Raw genomic sequence first — 16,142 nt, 5'->3', positions numbered from 1 at the left:
CTCTTTTTTCATTCCCCTAAGAGAAGGAACTTATTGACTTTGACAGGTCAAAAACGTCAGGAATCAACGTGCATCCTAGAATTTATAGGCTTACATGATTATGACTTATATAATGGATGTTACAATTATCAACGAATATGATTTCTCAAATGCTGGTAAGAATCCCTATATCCCAAAACTACCCAACAAGTACCCATTCGACTAGACTCTGCAACAGTTGCCTATTTCAAGGACATGGCAGAGAAGAAGGGTATTCCTTATCAGAATATCATCAATCTCTATCTCACAGATTGTATGTTGAAGAAAAAAGAGCTGACTGTTTCATTTGAGTAATAGCATAAACGTCTTTCTACCAAGAAGGAGAGGAGGGAATCCCCTCCTCTCCCAAGTACAGATAGAACCATCAGTAGATTGACAGATATTCTTGTGCTTCGTCCTATCCTCTTTGTAAAAAACTACTCAAATCGGAAATTGTCCACCAAGAAAGCAGAAATTAACACCTGATCACCGACATCCGAAATAGCAAAACTAATGGTGATCGGACTTCCCAGGCCAGAAATATCTACTTGTTTCGTCTTTGCTCCAGTATGGAAGAGGTCGCTATCGAGATCACTCGTCAATACTGTACATTCACTTGCTTGATACGAATTGACCGTCTCAATCGTCTCTATGATGGTACCGTTTGGCCCAGAGAAGGTCATCGTCAACGTATCATCAAATTCGGACCCGATCCACTCTGTGAACTCAGCGGAGAGGAAGTAGTAATCGAAGGAACACAGCGTTGCCACGCTCGGAACCTCAAGACTTCCACTACTCAGTAGAGAGGTTGCATCATTCAATGGAGTCCCATCTAGACCATAGGCAAGCGAACAATCAGTTGTGATCATGGCTGCCTTCACTCCCTCCAAAGACAACACAGAAGCAAAGGGAAGAGACACTATTTCTCCATTACCAGTGATATTCCACCCATTCAGCCCGCTTTCAAAGCCCAAATTTGTAGCATCACCCACATAGGCTGCAGCGGTATGGAATGTGAAGATAAGCTCATTCGCCAGGGTATTACCACCCTTGTCCAGCAAACCATTCACACTGGTCAGTGTAACCATGACATCCACATTATCCGCAAACGGTTGTGACGGGGTGAAGTGGAGTACCGCATAGAGATCGTTGGCCGAACGTTCCAGCGCAAAGGTACCGGACACAACCTGGTCAGCAACAGTTACAGACATGGAGACATCATTCAAACTTATTGGGTTGATCAAATCATCAAAGTACACAGTGATAGAAGTACCAACCGGTACATCCTGAGCCCCATTGGAAGGAACAGTAGAAACCACAGTAAACGGTGTGCTATCAGTTTCATCCGGAGTGAAGTTGTAATCAGGATCAATCACTACATTCACGGGAGGCACTACACTGAAATAATGTACTGTAGAAGATATGACCGTTCCATCACTTACTCGCAATGCCAAATTATAGTGGCCGATTGCTAGCGTATCGCCAAAGGTTATTGTTGAGAGGGTTTCACCCGGTATCATGACACCATTGAGAAACCATACGTAACTGTATGTCTCACTGGCAGGCTCTACCGTACTACTTACTTGCATGGATGTACCGGCAGTCAATTCACCCGAGACCCCAGAGAGACTTACGAGAAAGGGGTTCTGCATGTCTTCGACAATATCAAGGTTCAATGCCCCACTATTGCTGATATTCAACATCTCCTCAGTCAAGATGAGGGTTCCCTCTGTAGCCTCTCCTTTACAATACGAACAGATTCGTAGGTACCCCATACTGAAGTGGTCCCATCAAGCAACTGTACAATCAGATCATAGTAGCCGGCTGCCCATGTTCCACTATAGGACCCCGTCCCGTTTGTATAATCCAAGGTTGGAGACAATTCGTGTTCTACTCCATCCTTATCGGTCAGTGTTACCTCAAACACGTCATTGTCAAAGAGACTTGTAGGCCAAGAAACACTCAAGCTCAGTGTTCCATTACCGCTTAGAGGTACTACAGTGATTGTTTCATTGGTTGTCTGAGCTGCGGTGATCACCAAGCTCTTCGACCCACGTCCGATTACATCTCCTGATGCATTCAATCCCTCTACCGTAATATCCCAGGAACCCTTATAGAGGTCAGGGATGGTAATAGAGGCATTGAATGCAAAGGTCTGAGGCCCATACGTCCTCTGATCAGGACCAGAGCCGGTAATCTCCCACTCCACAATATCCATGGAGATACTGGGAACCAAAGTCTTCTCTACGAAATCCCCACCTTGTTTTACCTGCAATGATAGGGTACCGACATCCTGTGTATCTAAACCTGTCATACCTATGTCACAACTTGCAACTATGAGTATCAATAACAGTCCAAGAATTCCTATCCATTTACCAATAGTATTCATACAAACTCCTATAAATTTTACTTGTATAAAGACGCAAAAACCCATCCTTAGCGATATGCAAGGAATCCAGACAAATCAGAAAATGTAGAAGATTTCTTATATTTTATGGCGGTATATCGATATCTAATATATTACAATATAGTTTTTTAGGACTTCTAGGCTCTAGCTTTGCTACACTTGTAGTCCACTTCATTGAATGCCTCATCAACTGAAAATTTACTCCGTACCAAGATACGGTCAGCAACGATGAACTCCATGATGCACACAGTTAAAAAAACAGCAAACAATGCTTCAGCACGTATATCTTAAGTTATAATTAAGTATCTATACACATTTTAATATTTGTTAATCTAGAGACCCAGTAATTTTTATGCAATACAGAATCTCAGCAAAGCAAACGATGGATGCAGGCGTAATGATCGTTCCTGGAACTCCAGAATCTTCGCCTCGATAGCGTCATAGTGAATCGTAAGCCTCTGTATCGGATAGTATCGGTTATTATCCGATATAATAACTTTTATCCGGTACTATCCGATAATTGGACTTCTTTAGAAAACTCTTATGGAGATATGAAAACATCAGACCATGCAAAATACCTGCAGCTGAAGAAATCAGATGCAGGTGTGAAGAGTTTTAAACTAATCGGTTACAAAAACCGTATCTACTTATAGGTTCCTGAAAGTACAAAATTACCATTGGGAATATAGTTTGGATTGGGAGCCCCTGTATTGGGATCGATCACGTACCAGGTGAAAATACCATCAACCTTTCCTCTTGCATTCACTCCTGCACTGTTCTCTTTCATGACCCAGTTCATGGCAATCTCAGCACCAAAGAGAGAACCGTTTACCGTTCCGTTGGCATCGAGGGTAGCGACTACTTCACCGGTTGCAGGATCAACAATGTTGATCACACTGTGATTCGATCCCCCAATCTCAGTGGTAGCCTCATCAAGGTTGTAGTTGGTCACATTACTCATGACAACCAACTTTCCGTCCAAGAGGTCCCAATCAGAAGAAACCATGCCACCATACTGGCCATACGGGCCGAGATCCATATAGCTGTAGAGTGTCTCTTCAATGGTCTTGTGGTGATTACTGTTACCCATATCCAGTGTCACTACTGAAGTGAAATCCTGGAAGAGTTGGACAGAGGCAGTAAAAGAGACCGGCTTGGTATTCTTCAGTGCACGTTCAGAATCAAGGGGACTATCCATTTTTACCCCACGACTCGAGAGAGCAGAGGTATCCATAGCCATATCACAACCGGTGAACATACCTAGAAGCAGAACCAGAGAAACAACCAACATTAATGTTTTTTTCATTACACACATCCTTACTAATGTATTAATACGAATGTATTAAAAGTGACCTATGACAGGGGTGGTTGTCAACAAAATTCTACACATATGCCGCTAGTATGATAATAATATGAGGTTCTTTGCTTACACTTTCCCCTTGATGATCCCAATCGTCCCTACCATGAAAGGAGTCCTGAGAATACTCGGGATTCGCTCTGACTCACCGAGATTGATGAACTCCACTGATCGTGCACCCCAACTGGAGAGCTTTTTCAGCATGGGATCAAGATTGCCGAACATCTTCTTGGTCAGGAACAGGTCTTGGAATACAAATACTCCCCCATGCCTAAGAACACGGAAGGCTTCCTCCATGAGTTCTCTCCTATCCCTCAGTTCCATCACTTCATGGAATGTAAGGTTGCTCACCACCAGATCGAATTCATCGTCTTCAAAGGGCAGCTCTACAATACTTCCTTCCTTGAAAGAGACTCTTACAGACACCCCTTCGATCTCAGCATTCTGCCTGCAGATGGCCTCAGAGAACCTTCTAAACTCAATTCCTGTTATGTGTGCCTCGGGATACTTCTTTGCTAAACGGATAGCCAGGGCTCCATTACCGCAGCCGATATCAAGGGCCTTGCCCTTGCCATTCCACGCTATCTCTTCAATAAGCATGGAATGTAGTTCTGCCTGCATATCTTTTCCCTGTGGGGAGAATAGATGCCTTGCATAGAAAAAATAGAGCATCATCAAGAGAAAAATTACCGGAAATATCATGATCCAGGAATAGAAGGCAGTAAGGACGGCAGTCCCCAATGCCAAAATCCCAGGGACAATGACCAGTTTGAGGGAAACCCAATTTCTATATATTGGTGTATCTGTGGTTGTGTTATGCATGGAAAAAGTCTACCATTTTAAAAGTTGGTTGTCATTGAAAACCAACCTTTTATGGCAATCACCAAGAGAAGGAAAAATGTATGGACACAACCACCCGTAATTTACTCGTACTTAAAATCCTTTCATCAGGATTTCGGGCAAGAGACCTTGATACCAAGGAAATTGTTTCCGTCAAGACAAGAGCTTATAAGGTAGCAATACTTGACACAGTGGTATTCCTTGAATCAAAACGGTGGCAGTTTAACCAGACTACCTACATCAGTGGAGAAGTGCAGAGCAATGCATTCTCCCTCGATTCCCTCGAGATTGAAGGTCATGACTATGATGAGGGCGAGAGCCACTCCACCACTGAGTACTATGAGAGGAGCGAACTGAAGGGCCTTCTAGGTGCATGTCTGAAAGGCGGAAAGAGACCTTCCATCGAGTTTCATGATTACACAGGATACGGTTTTTATGGTCGTGACAGCGACCCTGTCTTTGAAGCTGCAGACAGCATAGATCCATCGAGACGGTATGACATCCTAACCAAACTCTGGGAGGAGTTCCCCCAATGTATCGATGCCTTGGCACACATCGCAAATCCCTATGTTTCCAGCAAGTTTTTCTATAGAAATGCAGAGAACTGTTATCGTGCTGCCATTGCTATTGCAGAGAAGAAGCTACCCCCCGATTTTGACGGTATAACGCTCTGGTCATGTCTGGAGAACCGCCCCTACCTAAGAGCATTACAAGGCTACTGTATATTGCTCTGGAGATTGGGTCGGTTTGCAGAAGCAGAAGAACTTGCATGCAAGATATTGCGTCGCAATCCCCCTGATAACCAAGGAGTGCGTTTCATCATTGATGAGATTCACAACAAGGAACCATGGACTGAGGATTGATCATCACTAATCACTAATGACCAACATTCTCCCAAATGAAATAATCCTTGGATCATCAAGGGAGTATGAGCGTATCCCTACCTCACCTGTTACTGAATAGGCATCGATGAAGATGATTTCATCCTCATCCACTGCATGGCAAAGCGCAACATGGCTCACTACCCCATCCTCGCCCATAAAAATAAGATCGCCCTTCTCGGGCTCAAGCAAGGAAAGGGTGTACTGATTCGCCATCGCACTGGCAGTGGCATCGCTAAATGGTAGCCGCACTGAGAAGTACTCTGCTACCTCGTCATATATCTCAATTACCAACCCAGAACAGTCCACGCCACCGCCAGTATCGCTGTAGTGGCTTGCCCCTCCCCACACGTACGGCATCCCAATATATTGGAAGGATATCTCATACGCCCTTTCTCTCATTTCCTCGCTCACTGGTACCATATGCTCAACATCACATGAACTGAATAGCAGACTGGCTATCATCAGAGAAAAGGCAAGCATCTTCATAGCCATATTCTATCACACCCAATGCCGTTAACCTTGTGCTATACTGGGAATAACCGAGAAGCATCTCAGTACTGCTTGCAGAGAAAGGTTCACCTAAGAAATAAGGAGAACAGGATTCAAGCGTATGAAAAATCACAAACACCTCCCACTGCTCATCATGCTACTCCTCGTTGCCACTTCTGCACTCTTTGCAGGACAGGCTGTCACTACCCGTCATTTCACCTTCACCGTCCCCGATTCCATGGAGGTACAGGTAGCAGACTTGAAAACAGCCTTCTCTCTCCAGGCACAACCAGGAGGGACCTATACCTATACGCTGCAACCCAAGGGTTTGAACACAAAGCGATTAAAATCGGCCAATTCTGCGAATAACACCATCACCCTGAAAGCTGAACGACTAAGCCAAGAGCGTGATAATGCAACATTCCGCTCCCAGACTCTTGCCTTCAGTGAGGAAGAGCTTTTGGAAGCCTCAAAGGTGTTTGAGAATGCAATCAGGAGGTCTGAGGTAGTGAGGACATGGTATGACCTCTCAACAACGGAGATCGATGGAATGTTCGCATGGAAGTATGGCTATGAAACACTCACAGGAATTCATGCAGAGGTGTACATCATCCATGCCGGAGATACCCTTATCTCCATAACCACAAGATACACATATGATGAACAGACTAAGTGGAAACCAGTCTTAGAGCAATTCCTCGCTTCAGGTATCTCCTTTATGGATTCTCTGAAACCCAAGGAGATACAAAACAATCCAGCAAGAGAAGAGGAAACTACCGCATTGTACTCCTACCCTCTCTTCGGCTCCTCTGAAACCTTCCTCTGGGAAGATGAGCCTGACTGGAGAAGCAGCTCAGTGTATCTTCCAGGTCAGGGAGGCAAGAAGGTTCATACCATCAAGACTTCCACGGAGACGCTACAATCGAAAGGGTATTACTGCAAGGTATCATCCATAGAAGGGCGTAAGGCTCTTCTCGCTTCAACTATCTCAAGACAGAACTATTTGCTCCAATCAAAGAGGGACATAGAACAACAGCTTCAGAACAATACCAGTCTCAAGAACCGCGAAGTCCATAGGAATGAGATCGACTACGAGAACCGCTTCTATGTAATCACTTACACCTATGACTATCCCTATGGGGAGGAAGCTATCCATGGTGCCATGATTGTAAAGATCACCAAGGAGAATGTAATGTTGCAGGTAGAAGTCGAGTGGTTCGATAGAGGAGAAGCGTTGGCATCGGCCATCATTGAATCGATCATGACTGAATAGCAGAAATATGGCACGCATGGAATTCCATACGTGCCATATATGATTTAGGTATTTTCAACCCGAACTACAGAGTGATTAACCCTTGAAAGCGCCGGGAAGAATCAGATCACCATACTGCTCCTTGGCCTTGTTGATCTTTGCGATTGCTGCATCCCAGTAATCGAAGATCTCCTGAGGAGTGTTCGGATCCATCTTCTTGTAGTAAGCCTTGGTCCTCTCGAGCTTATCAACCCACTTGGTGCAGCGGAAAGTAAAGAGGTAGTCATACTTCTCCTTGGAGAAATCCTCATCGAGGTGTTCCTTGAAGAGTGCCTTCAAGTCCTCGTATAGGGGGATCTTACCGGTAGGAGTATCCAATGCTTCATATTCACCATGGATACGGCCTTCTGCCCAGTGCAGCCAAACCTTCTTGGCGAGCTTGCTGGTCATGAACTTGCCGTCCTCACCACGCATAAAGTAGTTGTTGCTGAATACCTTGGGAACATCCTTCACACTCTCACCGAACTTGATATTGTTCATGGTGTAGGTGCCGAGAGGATAGGAGACAAAGTCCATGTTTGCCATCGGGCTGGGGGTACGAACACCTTCCTGACCGAGGGTTGCACTGGTGGTCTCACTCTCGAGGGTAGCTGCCTTCAGCAAGATACCATCCTTCCAGTTCGGGGACTCTTCAACAGGAACGGTGATGTCACTGTCTCGTCCACCGTAGAGAACACCTTCAACCTTGACACCGTCCTTGGCTTCAAAACCAGCCTTGTCGATGTTGTCCAGGTAGTCCAGACGCATGGTGTAACGTGCGTTACCATGAGCAACGCCAACTTCGTTGCCATTTGCATCCTTCACGCCCTTCTTCCATTCACCAAAGTGGTTGCGGCCTTCCTCGGGAGCATCAACACCCATACCAAGCCAGTAAGGCTTGTTGTCCTTACCACGAAGAACGTTGGAGAAGATAACTTCCTGGTCGATCATCAGATTCTTGAAAATAACGGGGTCATCCTGCTCATTGACGTCTTTGATGATACCGAACATACCAAACTCGACGTTAACCGCGCGGAACTCGCCGTTGATGTTTCTGAAATATGCAATGTCATCACCAACGATCTGCTCGCCGGGGATCATGGCAGTGGAGGTCTTACCACAAGCGGATGGGTATGCACCACAGAAGTAAGTCTTGCGATCTTTCTTCTTGTCAACTGCAGCCATGACAAACATGTGCTCACAGAGCCAACCTTCCTGGCCGCTCTTATTGATAGCAAGACGCATGGAGTGCTTCTTCAAACCAACGGAGTTACCAGCATACTGGTCGTTCATGGAGTATACGATGTTGTTCTGGGTATCCATGTAGATTCTGCGATTCTTGAGGTTCACAGTACAACCATTCTCATCAAGCTCACCAGCTGAGTGGATGAAACGGAAGAAATCATCCTTCTCATCGTCCTTCATGTTGAGGAAGTGGCTGTATGCAGTGCGGTACAGGATGTTCTCGGAGTGAGCAACGTACCAGCTATCGGTGAACTGCACACAAGGAATGGTGAACGGGCTCTGGGTAGGACCTTCAGAGTAGAACAACACAACTGCGTCCTTGCCCTTCATGATGCCCTTGGCAATGCCCATGATCTCACTGAGGCCTTCTTCATACTCGACGGAGTTGAGGGAAGCCATCTTATCCATGTTCTCTTTGTAGACCATGAAACGGGTGTTCTTCTTGTCGCGAGCCTGGTCGCCATAACCGTCCCAGTGGATGGTCTGCTTGGAGTTTGCAAGAGTGTGCTCCTCGCCTTTAGCCAAGGCCTGTTCTCTTACATACTGGGTGTCTTTTTCACTGTCATCACATACATAGATGGATTTGGGATCACAGTGCTCAGCGAAGGTTCCAACGAAGTCCATCACCTTTTCATTTTTCAAGGCTGCAAGCTTCTGGAAACTCTCTTCACTCATCTTTTCTTTTAGCAATGTTTCAAATTTACTCATATTTTCTCCCTATGGATAAGGTTATACCTAATCATTGCATGTATGGCCCGATTATTCAACCACACGGGCCTAAAAACGACGTTTCCATAAAAAAAATGAGTTGTTTTATTGTGATAAAAAGCATATTACTATGTATATATTTGATTAAATCATCAACATTGAAATATAAATACTGGTAATCCATCAGTTTTGTACTTCTGTCGGTTTTTACCTCACATATAGCTTTAAGCAAACTTTTCTGGGATCATCCATACATAAATTTGTCTCATAAACACACAAAAAGAGTATCAAAGGAGGGCAAGAATTCTGCAAAACGAACTCTCCATCCATAGCAGAAATGGAGCGCTTTCACCTTAGCAATAATGAGCATAGGAGCAATCGGAATAATGAGAAAATGGAGTACATCTGAAAGTTAGTCGACATGTCGACCTACTTTCAAATCATTTAAACTCCGCTTCCAAAATCTTCCGGCTTCTACAAGAAACGGGCTGGCCGGACACACCACGGGGTAGTACTGCTCACAAATGTAGAATAAACGAATGTGGGAGAGAATTTTTGAATGTACGCTGCGGTAGCATTGAATTGTGTAGAGGTCCAATATAAGGAATCTTCCTGGAAAGTAGAGAGAGGATTGTATTGGTTGTGTAAAACCTTCACCATCTGCTCTATCTCTTTCAAACTGGGAAGGAACCAGTCATCATACCCATTGTGTACAAGGACAGATGCAAGACGAGGAGCATACTCATCAGTGGCTCCACCAATAGCAACCAAGTTCTCTGTGGAGAGCTTACCAGCGCCTAAGTTCTGATAGGTCTCTGCAGCTCCATAGCTGCCAAAGGGGAATTGGCTGGTTGATGTCTCATAGTCAGGAAGAGAGCTATCAGAGGTAACGGTTCCGTCGCTGAGCATACGCAAGTCATCAGGAGCTGCTTCCAGATACCGTTTCATCGGATATTGCAACACAAGATTCTCTTGATCATCATGAATCTTCACATCAGCTATATAGCCCTTGAAGGCTTGACGGGTATTGGGATAGTCGCTCCCGATTCGAAGCTTTCTCCCAGTGGCATTAAGATATACATCATTCCCAGCTCCTGGAGTACCAACACTAGATGAATTTCGCACCCAGGAAGTTACCTCAAATACATCGTCTCCCTTTCCGTCGGCATCCCCGTCATCAACAAAGAGACGGATTTTACCAGCACTCTCATCACGGACCCATTTCAAATGAATCCACTGATCCTTACGAACGTCATAGTTGTAGACAATGTCACGGGTACCCCCATCCCACCAGATCCGGGGATTCCCATTGGTATACACTTCCCATCCCATGGTATGGGTATTATTAGCTCCAGTAGTCCCATCAAAGTTCCCTGCAATAATCCCTACCCTGTCAGTAGCAAGATGATCGCTATACACATAGACCTTTGCCTCAAATACATTGGGAATGATGGCAAGATCCTGAGATAATTCCAGATATGACCCTGAGTCAAAGAACTTCATACCGGAGTAGCCGTCAATGGTGGACCTGATCGGTCCATGAATGGTTGCATTGTTTGTGCCCACAGCGTCCAGCTCTTCTGAGTCACTGAACGCATGAAAGACCAGACCACCAGCGGGGCCGATATCCCCAACATTGTAAGAACCGACCTCAAAGAGCACTGACTGAGTGGTCACCTTTCCTTCAACAATATGGGGATAGAACGCTTGCACATCTTGGATACTCATCCCATCCTTCAGCTGCATATGCGCCTGATACCAACCGGCTGGCAATGAAATATTTAGTTCATCAAGCCCATTGAAGGGAACAGCGTGTGTTGTCATGGATACGGCAGCTCCACTCTCGTCCATAACTTTGACGGTAACAAGGGGGTTGTTCAATTGATCATAAGTACCTTCAATAGCCAAGCTGAGGGATAAGGTGCCGTTGCCAGATAATGGAAAGCATGAAAAACAGTAGACGCTTGGTTGTGGGCATTCTTATAAGCTTGGCACTGCTCTTCCTTTCCTCTTGCAGTGATCTTCTCATGCAACTTGGGGAGCATGGGGATGCACGTCTTGGTATCTCTGAAGGTCTCTCAGTAACTTTGCAGATACAAGTAACTCCCGAAACCGTTGTGGACGGCTCTATCGTGCAAGTAGAACAAGGAACCTTGTTGAGTTTCTCTGCCGTAGTCAATTCTTCTGATGAGAAACTTCCCCTCACCTACCGTTGGTTCTTGGATGGGGAAGAGCTAACAGAGGCCACATCAGGGGTAACCCTGGATGAACATACCTTAGAGCTCGATACTTCAGCACTTCCTATTGGAATCTCTGAAGTATGTGTTGTGGGACAAGAATCACAACTCAGCGTATTCGAACAAGAGACACTCACCCTTACAATTACCAAGCGTTCTCGCTAATAGGGTTTCCTAATGCCCACCACGGTTGCAGTACTCAAGGAAGTGAGCCCACTTTACGGCAATCTCTGCCCTCCAGTCATACCCATCCATATGGAGCTCATACGGTGCAAAACCCATGAACCAATCGTGGTATCTGCTGTGGCAGTACCATGCAAACATGGCTAGCGCTTCATCATCCAAGGAAAAAGACTGCTCGTTGGCCCACTCACTGAGGGCATTCTGCAGCAAACGGGACCGGTAAAGGAGAGAGGAGACTTTCTCCCCCAGAATTCTTGCACCCCTGGTTCTCTCTCGGAGAAAGTCGACGCAAATGGGTTGCAGGATATCGTGGGCAAGTAATGAGGTTGATTCCCAGTCATGGAACAGCTCATATTCCGTCTCTGCTACCAGTGATACAAAATCTTGCAGAAGCTGCTCTTGTGAAGTGCTATTCAGATCAAATGCTGAGCTATACGCCCCTAGAAACCGCCGATAGGTCGGGCGGGACAACAATTCTCTTGCGTCCTCTCTTGTCATCTCCATACTTTATTCCTCGTGAGTCATGGTATGCCTGTTCCCACTCACTGGCAAGAGGAAAAACTTTCGAATTTTTTCATTGTTTTCATTCGTTCAACGGGTGACATCACCTATTCAATACGATATAAGTAGGAAGGATGCCTATATCTTTCTCTACTATGTTAATGAGGTAATTAAAAGCATGAGAACCGGTCGTATTCTGACATGGAAACATACACTCTTTCTCATCCTTTTGCTTACCATTGCTGTCTCATTGTCTTTTCCTGCCTTCTATCTCTTACGCCGCACGAAAGCCATATTGACTGAAGAAGTACAATCAAAAGCGGTGGATATTGCACACACCATCTCCTCTGTCCTGGAGATGGAAATCGACATGTACCAAAAGCTCTCTGAGACCGAGAACCTGAACAAGGATGATGAGCTATGGTCTTACTAACAGAAATTAAACGGTATGATGAGGTCGATAAAAAGCAAGGCTGATGCTGATTTCATCTTCACCGGACGCTATATTGATGACCAGACCAGTGGCTATGTGTTGGATGGAGAAGATCCAGAGAGTGAACTTTTCTCACCCTTCGGCAGTACTGATGGCATGAATCCTACTGAACTTCTGGCCTACCACCAACAAAAAAGCATGGCCAGCGACGTAGAAACTGATCCTGCATGGGGCTCTTTTCTCACCGGATACAGCCCGATCATTGATGCTCGTGACGGTACAATGGTGGGTCTGGTAGGCGTCGATTACTCTGCTGATTTCATTCAAGGTCGCATCAAGCGTATTGCTCAGATATTAATCATTAGTTTTGTATTGATCACCTTACTGACAAGTATTGCGTTGGAGACGATCATCCTTATTGCCCATGAGAAAGGGCACACTGATGAACTGACCAAACTCGGCAACAAGAGAGCCTTCAACAAGGCGATGAGACAGTTCCAGTCCCAAGCAACCCGGTTCAAACGGCCCTATGCAGTACTCCTAATGGATATTGATCTCTTCAAGAATATCAATGATGAGTATGGGCATCCTGTTGGGGATAAGGTATTGGTTGCCGTTGCCAAGGCCATTCTCTATGCATCGGATCAGGAGCAGTTCTGTTTCCGCTATGGTGGTGATGAGTTTGCAGTACTCATACCACAAGCAGAGAGCATGCAGGCTCTGAGAGTGAAGAGAATGATCCAGGAAGAGGTGAGAAATATCATCATCCCAGAGCTTGGTAAGCAACGCTTTACGGTAAGTATTGGAATCAAGGTCTGGAACAAAGGCACCAGTATTGAGGATATGATCAGTGAGGCTGATGTCAATCTATGCAAGGAAAAACGCAACAGCGCATCCTCTCTTTTCTAGAAGATGCTTGCAATCCATCCTTATGACCGGTACTGTATCGTAACTGATACCGTTTGCAAGGATACGTTATGAGAACCATTGAAATACTCTTTCTCACCAGCACCCATTTCTGCCCTAATGAAGCAGAGATCACCCTGCTCAAGGAGCGTTACCCCCAGATCTCCCTGACCGTTGTTGAAGGAAAAGACTATACCATAGAACAACTCGCCAAGGCAGAGATTCTGGTGGGAACTCCAAGAACTCGTGACCTGAGGGAAGCCAAGAACCTCCGCTGGTTCCAAGCCCAGAGCAGTGGGGTCACCCCCTTTGTTGATACTTCGCTGTACGTCCATGAGGATATCATCCTCACCAATGCGAAAGGAACCTACGGAAGGCAGATTGCCGACCATGTGCTGGGTATGATTATTGCATTCAATCATAATCTACTGACCTATCACGAGCAGATGAAGCAAAAGAACTGGGAGAGCCACTGGCCTACAAAGGACCTGTGGGACAGCACACTGCTTATCATTGGCTATGGAGATATTGGGACAAATTTGGCATTGCGGGCAAAAGCCCATGAAATGCGTGTCATTGTGGTGAAGAGAACTCCTATGGAGATTCCTTCACATGTCGATGCCATCTATACCTCTGACTCTCTGGATGAGGTACTCCCCCAGGCTGACTATGTAGCGGTTTGTGCTGCAGCAACTCCCGATACAGAGAATCTGCTGGATCGAGAGAGACTCCAAAGCATGAAACAAGGCTCCATCCTGATCAATGTCGCCCGTGGCTCGCTCGTCGATGAGGAAGCCTTGGTTGAACTCTTGAAGGATGGCCATATCGCTGCGGCCGGCTTGGATGTCACCCAGAGAGAACCACTGGAGGAAGAGAGTCCGCTGTGGACAATCCCCAATGTCTTGATCACCCCGCATGCAAGCGGGCTCTCAGAAAGTGACCCGCACCAGGTCTTTGCTCTATTCCTTGAGAACCTGGAACACTACCTAGGGGACCGGAAGATGAAGAATCTGGTGGATTTCTCACGGAAGTACTGAGGTGCCCTAATACAGAGGCTATTGCATGTCTATTGATTACAGCTCATGGCTGTGGTAGGTTTTGCTCAGATTCATAGAGGAGCAAAAACCTTGGGAAAACGATCGTTCTTCGTCTTTCTTCGCTATTTCATTCTCCTGCTCGGTACGGCCATGATCGCCTACGGCATCATGCAGTTCTCGAGCAAAAGCCTTGCAGAGAAAACCCCTACTCCGATTCCTGTCACCACTGCAAAAGCGGAGTATGGGACACTGCAAGAGAGCATCTCCCTTACTGCGCACGTCCAAAGCGACCATATGGTTGCGCTCCTACCCTTGGTAAGTGGAGAACTGGAAACGGTCTCTTTTGAACTGGGAGACCATGTTAAGAAAGAGCAAGTACTGGCACAGATAGACAGTGAACCCTATGAGCAACAGCGTGCCCAAGCAGCATCAGCAAAAGCAGTAGCCCAAACAACCTTTACACGTGTTGAGAGACTCTTTCAGGCAAAGGCAGTCACAGAGCAGGCCTATGAGGAAGCAAAGGCAAACAGGGATGCGACCCTGGCTCAGTGGGAACTATCAGAATTACAGATGAAGAATACCGCCATCAAGGCCCCGATATCCGGGACAGTCATTGAAAAGTATGCATCAGAGGGGAATGTTGCTTCCTCACAGCAACCGATAGCCCTGATAGCTGATCTTGATTCCTTGAGTGTAAAGGTACAGATTCCCTCCTACTATTTTGACATCATCCAAGCAAAGAAGGAACAACTGCAGATCCAGGTGAGCAGAACGGATGCATCGGGCAAAGAGCATACAGCACAGGCAAGGCTCAAGGCAATCTCACCCTCCATCAACCCCTCTTCAAATACCTTCTCACTGGTCAGTACCTTATATGAGCAAGATGGCTCATTTGTACCTGGGATGATTGTAACGATACGAATCATTTACAACCAGATTGAAGGGGTATATCTCCTGGGGCAAGAGAACCGCACGGTCGACGGTGCCTTCTACGTATATGATGAAGAGACCAACACAGCTCGCTATGAGAAACTTGCCATCATTGCTGAGAATGACTCCCATGTAGCCATTGATCCAGCCTATAAGGATGCATCCTTCATTGTGGGAGGACAGCATACGGTACTGGATGGACAGACAGTCTCAGTCCAGCAGTCCAGGTAGGGGTAGCTGATGAAGATTTCCCACTTTGCAGTTCGACACCCAGCGGTTATAGGGATGCTCCTCATTGCCTTGATCGCCTTTGGGCTCTTTGCCCTGACTGGTCTGAATGTTGAATTCATGGCTGATATCAGTCTTCCTACCGTGGAAGTCCTCGCAGTCTATCCTGGAGCTAGTGCTGAAGACGTAGAGAGGGATGTAAGCAAGGTGCTTGAAGAACACTTTGTCACCCTCCCTGATTTCAAGAGTATCGAATCAACAAGCAGTGGCTCCTTCTCTTGGGTAACCATCACCTTCCGAGATGGGGTGGATCCGTACGATATGCTTGGGGAAATCCGTAACCGCATCAGGCAGATGGAAGCAGATCTTCCCGATAATCTCGAGGGCGAGCCGGTAGCAATCGTAGGTAGTGCCACCATGCTTCCGGTTATGATGTTCAGTGTTGATG

General features: G+C 46.1%; 16 protein-coding genes. 8 read left to right on the top strand and 8 right to left on the bottom strand.

From position 1 onward, the window contains the following. Positions 1-455 precede the first annotated feature (455 nt). The 4 genes from JF818_RS04620 to JF818_RS04605 all read right to left on the bottom strand — a co-directional run bounded on the left by JF818_RS04620 (position 456) and on the right by JF818_RS04605 (position 4,604). On the bottom strand, positions 456-1,793 hold the full coding sequence (locus tag JF818_RS04620) for an Ig-like domain-containing protein (RefSeq protein WP_198890802.1): 1,338 nt from the start codon (positions 1,791-1,793) through the stop codon (positions 456-458). Continuing rightward, complete coding sequence (locus JF818_RS04615; RefSeq protein ID WP_198890801.1) at positions 1,730-2,407, bottom strand: hypothetical protein; 678 nt, start codon at positions 2,405-2,407, stop codon at positions 1,730-1,732. The genes JF818_RS04620 and JF818_RS04615 overlap by 64 nt, the downstream gene beginning before the upstream one ends. Positions 2,408-3,068: 661 nt before the next feature. Continuing rightward, a complete protein-coding gene (locus tag JF818_RS04610) occupies positions 3,069-3,731 on the bottom strand; it encodes a hypothetical protein (RefSeq protein ID WP_233066166.1) in 663 nt (220 codons plus the stop codon). Positions 3,732-3,851: 120 nt separating this feature from the next. Continuing rightward, the gene (locus tag JF818_RS04605; RefSeq protein WP_198890799.1) at positions 3,852-4,604 is read right to left on the bottom strand and encodes a class I SAM-dependent methyltransferase; all 753 of its coding nucleotides are present in this window, start codon (positions 4,602-4,604) and stop codon (positions 3,852-3,854) included. An 80-nt stretch (positions 4,605-4,684) separates the two neighbouring features. Between JF818_RS04605 and JF818_RS04600 the strand changes: the two genes are divergently transcribed. Continuing rightward, on the top strand, positions 4,685-5,485 hold the full coding sequence (locus JF818_RS04600) for a tetratricopeptide repeat protein (RefSeq protein WP_198890798.1): 801 nt from the start codon (positions 4,685-4,687) through the stop codon (positions 5,483-5,485). A gap of 6 nt (positions 5,486-5,491) precedes the next feature. Here JF818_RS04600 and JF818_RS04595 read toward each other — a convergent pair whose 3' ends face one another. Continuing rightward, positions 5,492-5,998: a C40 family peptidase gene (locus JF818_RS04595; RefSeq protein WP_198890797.1), complete on the bottom strand. Its 507-nt coding sequence runs from the start codon at positions 5,996-5,998 to the stop codon at positions 5,492-5,494. A gap of 118 nt (positions 5,999-6,116) precedes the next feature. On the opposite strand from JF818_RS04595, the gene JF818_RS04590 reads away from it, so the two are divergent. Further along, on the top strand, positions 6,117-7,268 hold the full coding sequence (locus JF818_RS04590) for a hypothetical protein (protein ID WP_198890796.1): 1,152 nt from the start codon (positions 6,117-6,119) through the stop codon (positions 7,266-7,268). Positions 7,269-7,343: 75 nt separating this feature from the next. Here the strand turns inward: JF818_RS04590 and JF818_RS04585 are convergent, their stop codons facing one another. Both JF818_RS04585 and JF818_RS04580 read right to left on the bottom strand, forming a co-directional pair. Continuing rightward, on the bottom strand, positions 7,344-9,239 hold the full coding sequence (locus tag JF818_RS04585) for a phosphoenolpyruvate carboxykinase (GTP) (RefSeq protein ID WP_198890795.1): 1,896 nt from the start codon (positions 9,237-9,239) through the stop codon (positions 7,344-7,346). A gap of 474 nt (positions 9,240-9,713) precedes the next feature. Continuing rightward, entirely contained in the window at positions 9,714-11,090 is a 1,377-nt protein-coding gene (locus tag JF818_RS04580; RefSeq protein WP_198890794.1) for a hypothetical protein, read from the bottom strand. A 95-nt stretch (positions 11,091-11,185) separates the two neighbouring features. Here JF818_RS04580 and JF818_RS04575 point away from each other — a divergent pair, with 95 nt between their 5' ends. Next, entirely contained in the window at positions 11,186-11,641 is a 456-nt protein-coding gene (locus JF818_RS04575; RefSeq protein ID WP_198890793.1) for a hypothetical protein, read from the top strand. A gap of 9 nt (positions 11,642-11,650) precedes the next feature. Here JF818_RS04575 and JF818_RS04570 read toward each other — a convergent pair whose 3' ends face one another. Next, positions 11,651-12,163, bottom strand: coding sequence for a hypothetical protein (locus tag JF818_RS04570; RefSeq protein WP_198890792.1), 513 nt, complete (start codon positions 12,161-12,163; stop codon positions 11,651-11,653). A gap of 175 nt (positions 12,164-12,338) precedes the next feature. Here JF818_RS04570 and JF818_RS04565 point away from each other — a divergent pair, with 175 nt between their 5' ends. The 5 genes from JF818_RS04565 to JF818_RS04545 form a co-directional block, all read left to right on the top strand. Continuing rightward, complete coding sequence (locus JF818_RS04565; protein WP_198890791.1) at positions 12,339-12,593, top strand: hypothetical protein; 255 nt, start codon at positions 12,339-12,341, stop codon at positions 12,591-12,593. A 15-nt stretch (positions 12,594-12,608) separates the two neighbouring features. Then, positions 12,609-13,502, top strand: coding sequence for a GGDEF domain-containing protein (locus JF818_RS04560; protein ID WP_198890790.1), 894 nt, complete (start codon positions 12,609-12,611; stop codon positions 13,500-13,502). A gap of 68 nt (positions 13,503-13,570) precedes the next feature. Then, positions 13,571-14,536 carry a D-2-hydroxyacid dehydrogenase gene (locus JF818_RS04555; protein ID WP_198890789.1) on the top strand — a complete coding sequence of 322 codons (966 nt, stop codon included), beginning with the start codon at positions 13,571-13,573 and terminating at the stop codon, positions 14,534-14,536. Between the two features lie 90 nt (positions 14,537-14,626). Next, positions 14,627-15,697: an efflux RND transporter periplasmic adaptor subunit gene (locus tag JF818_RS04550; protein ID WP_198890788.1), complete on the top strand. Its 1,071-nt coding sequence runs from the start codon at positions 14,627-14,629 to the stop codon at positions 15,695-15,697. Between the two features lie 9 nt (positions 15,698-15,706). Continuing rightward, on the top strand, positions 15,707-16,142 hold a 436-nt coding region (locus JF818_RS04545; protein ID WP_198890787.1), incomplete at its 3' end, for an efflux RND transporter permease subunit.

It is taken from the genome of Sphaerochaeta sp. S2, from assembly GCF_016406725.1.
Lineage (GTDB): Bacteria > Spirochaetota > Spirochaetia > Sphaerochaetales > Sphaerochaetaceae > Sphaerochaeta.
The sequence above is the reverse complement of the archived record's forward strand: the minus strand, read 5'-3'. Positions and strand labels throughout refer to the sequence as shown.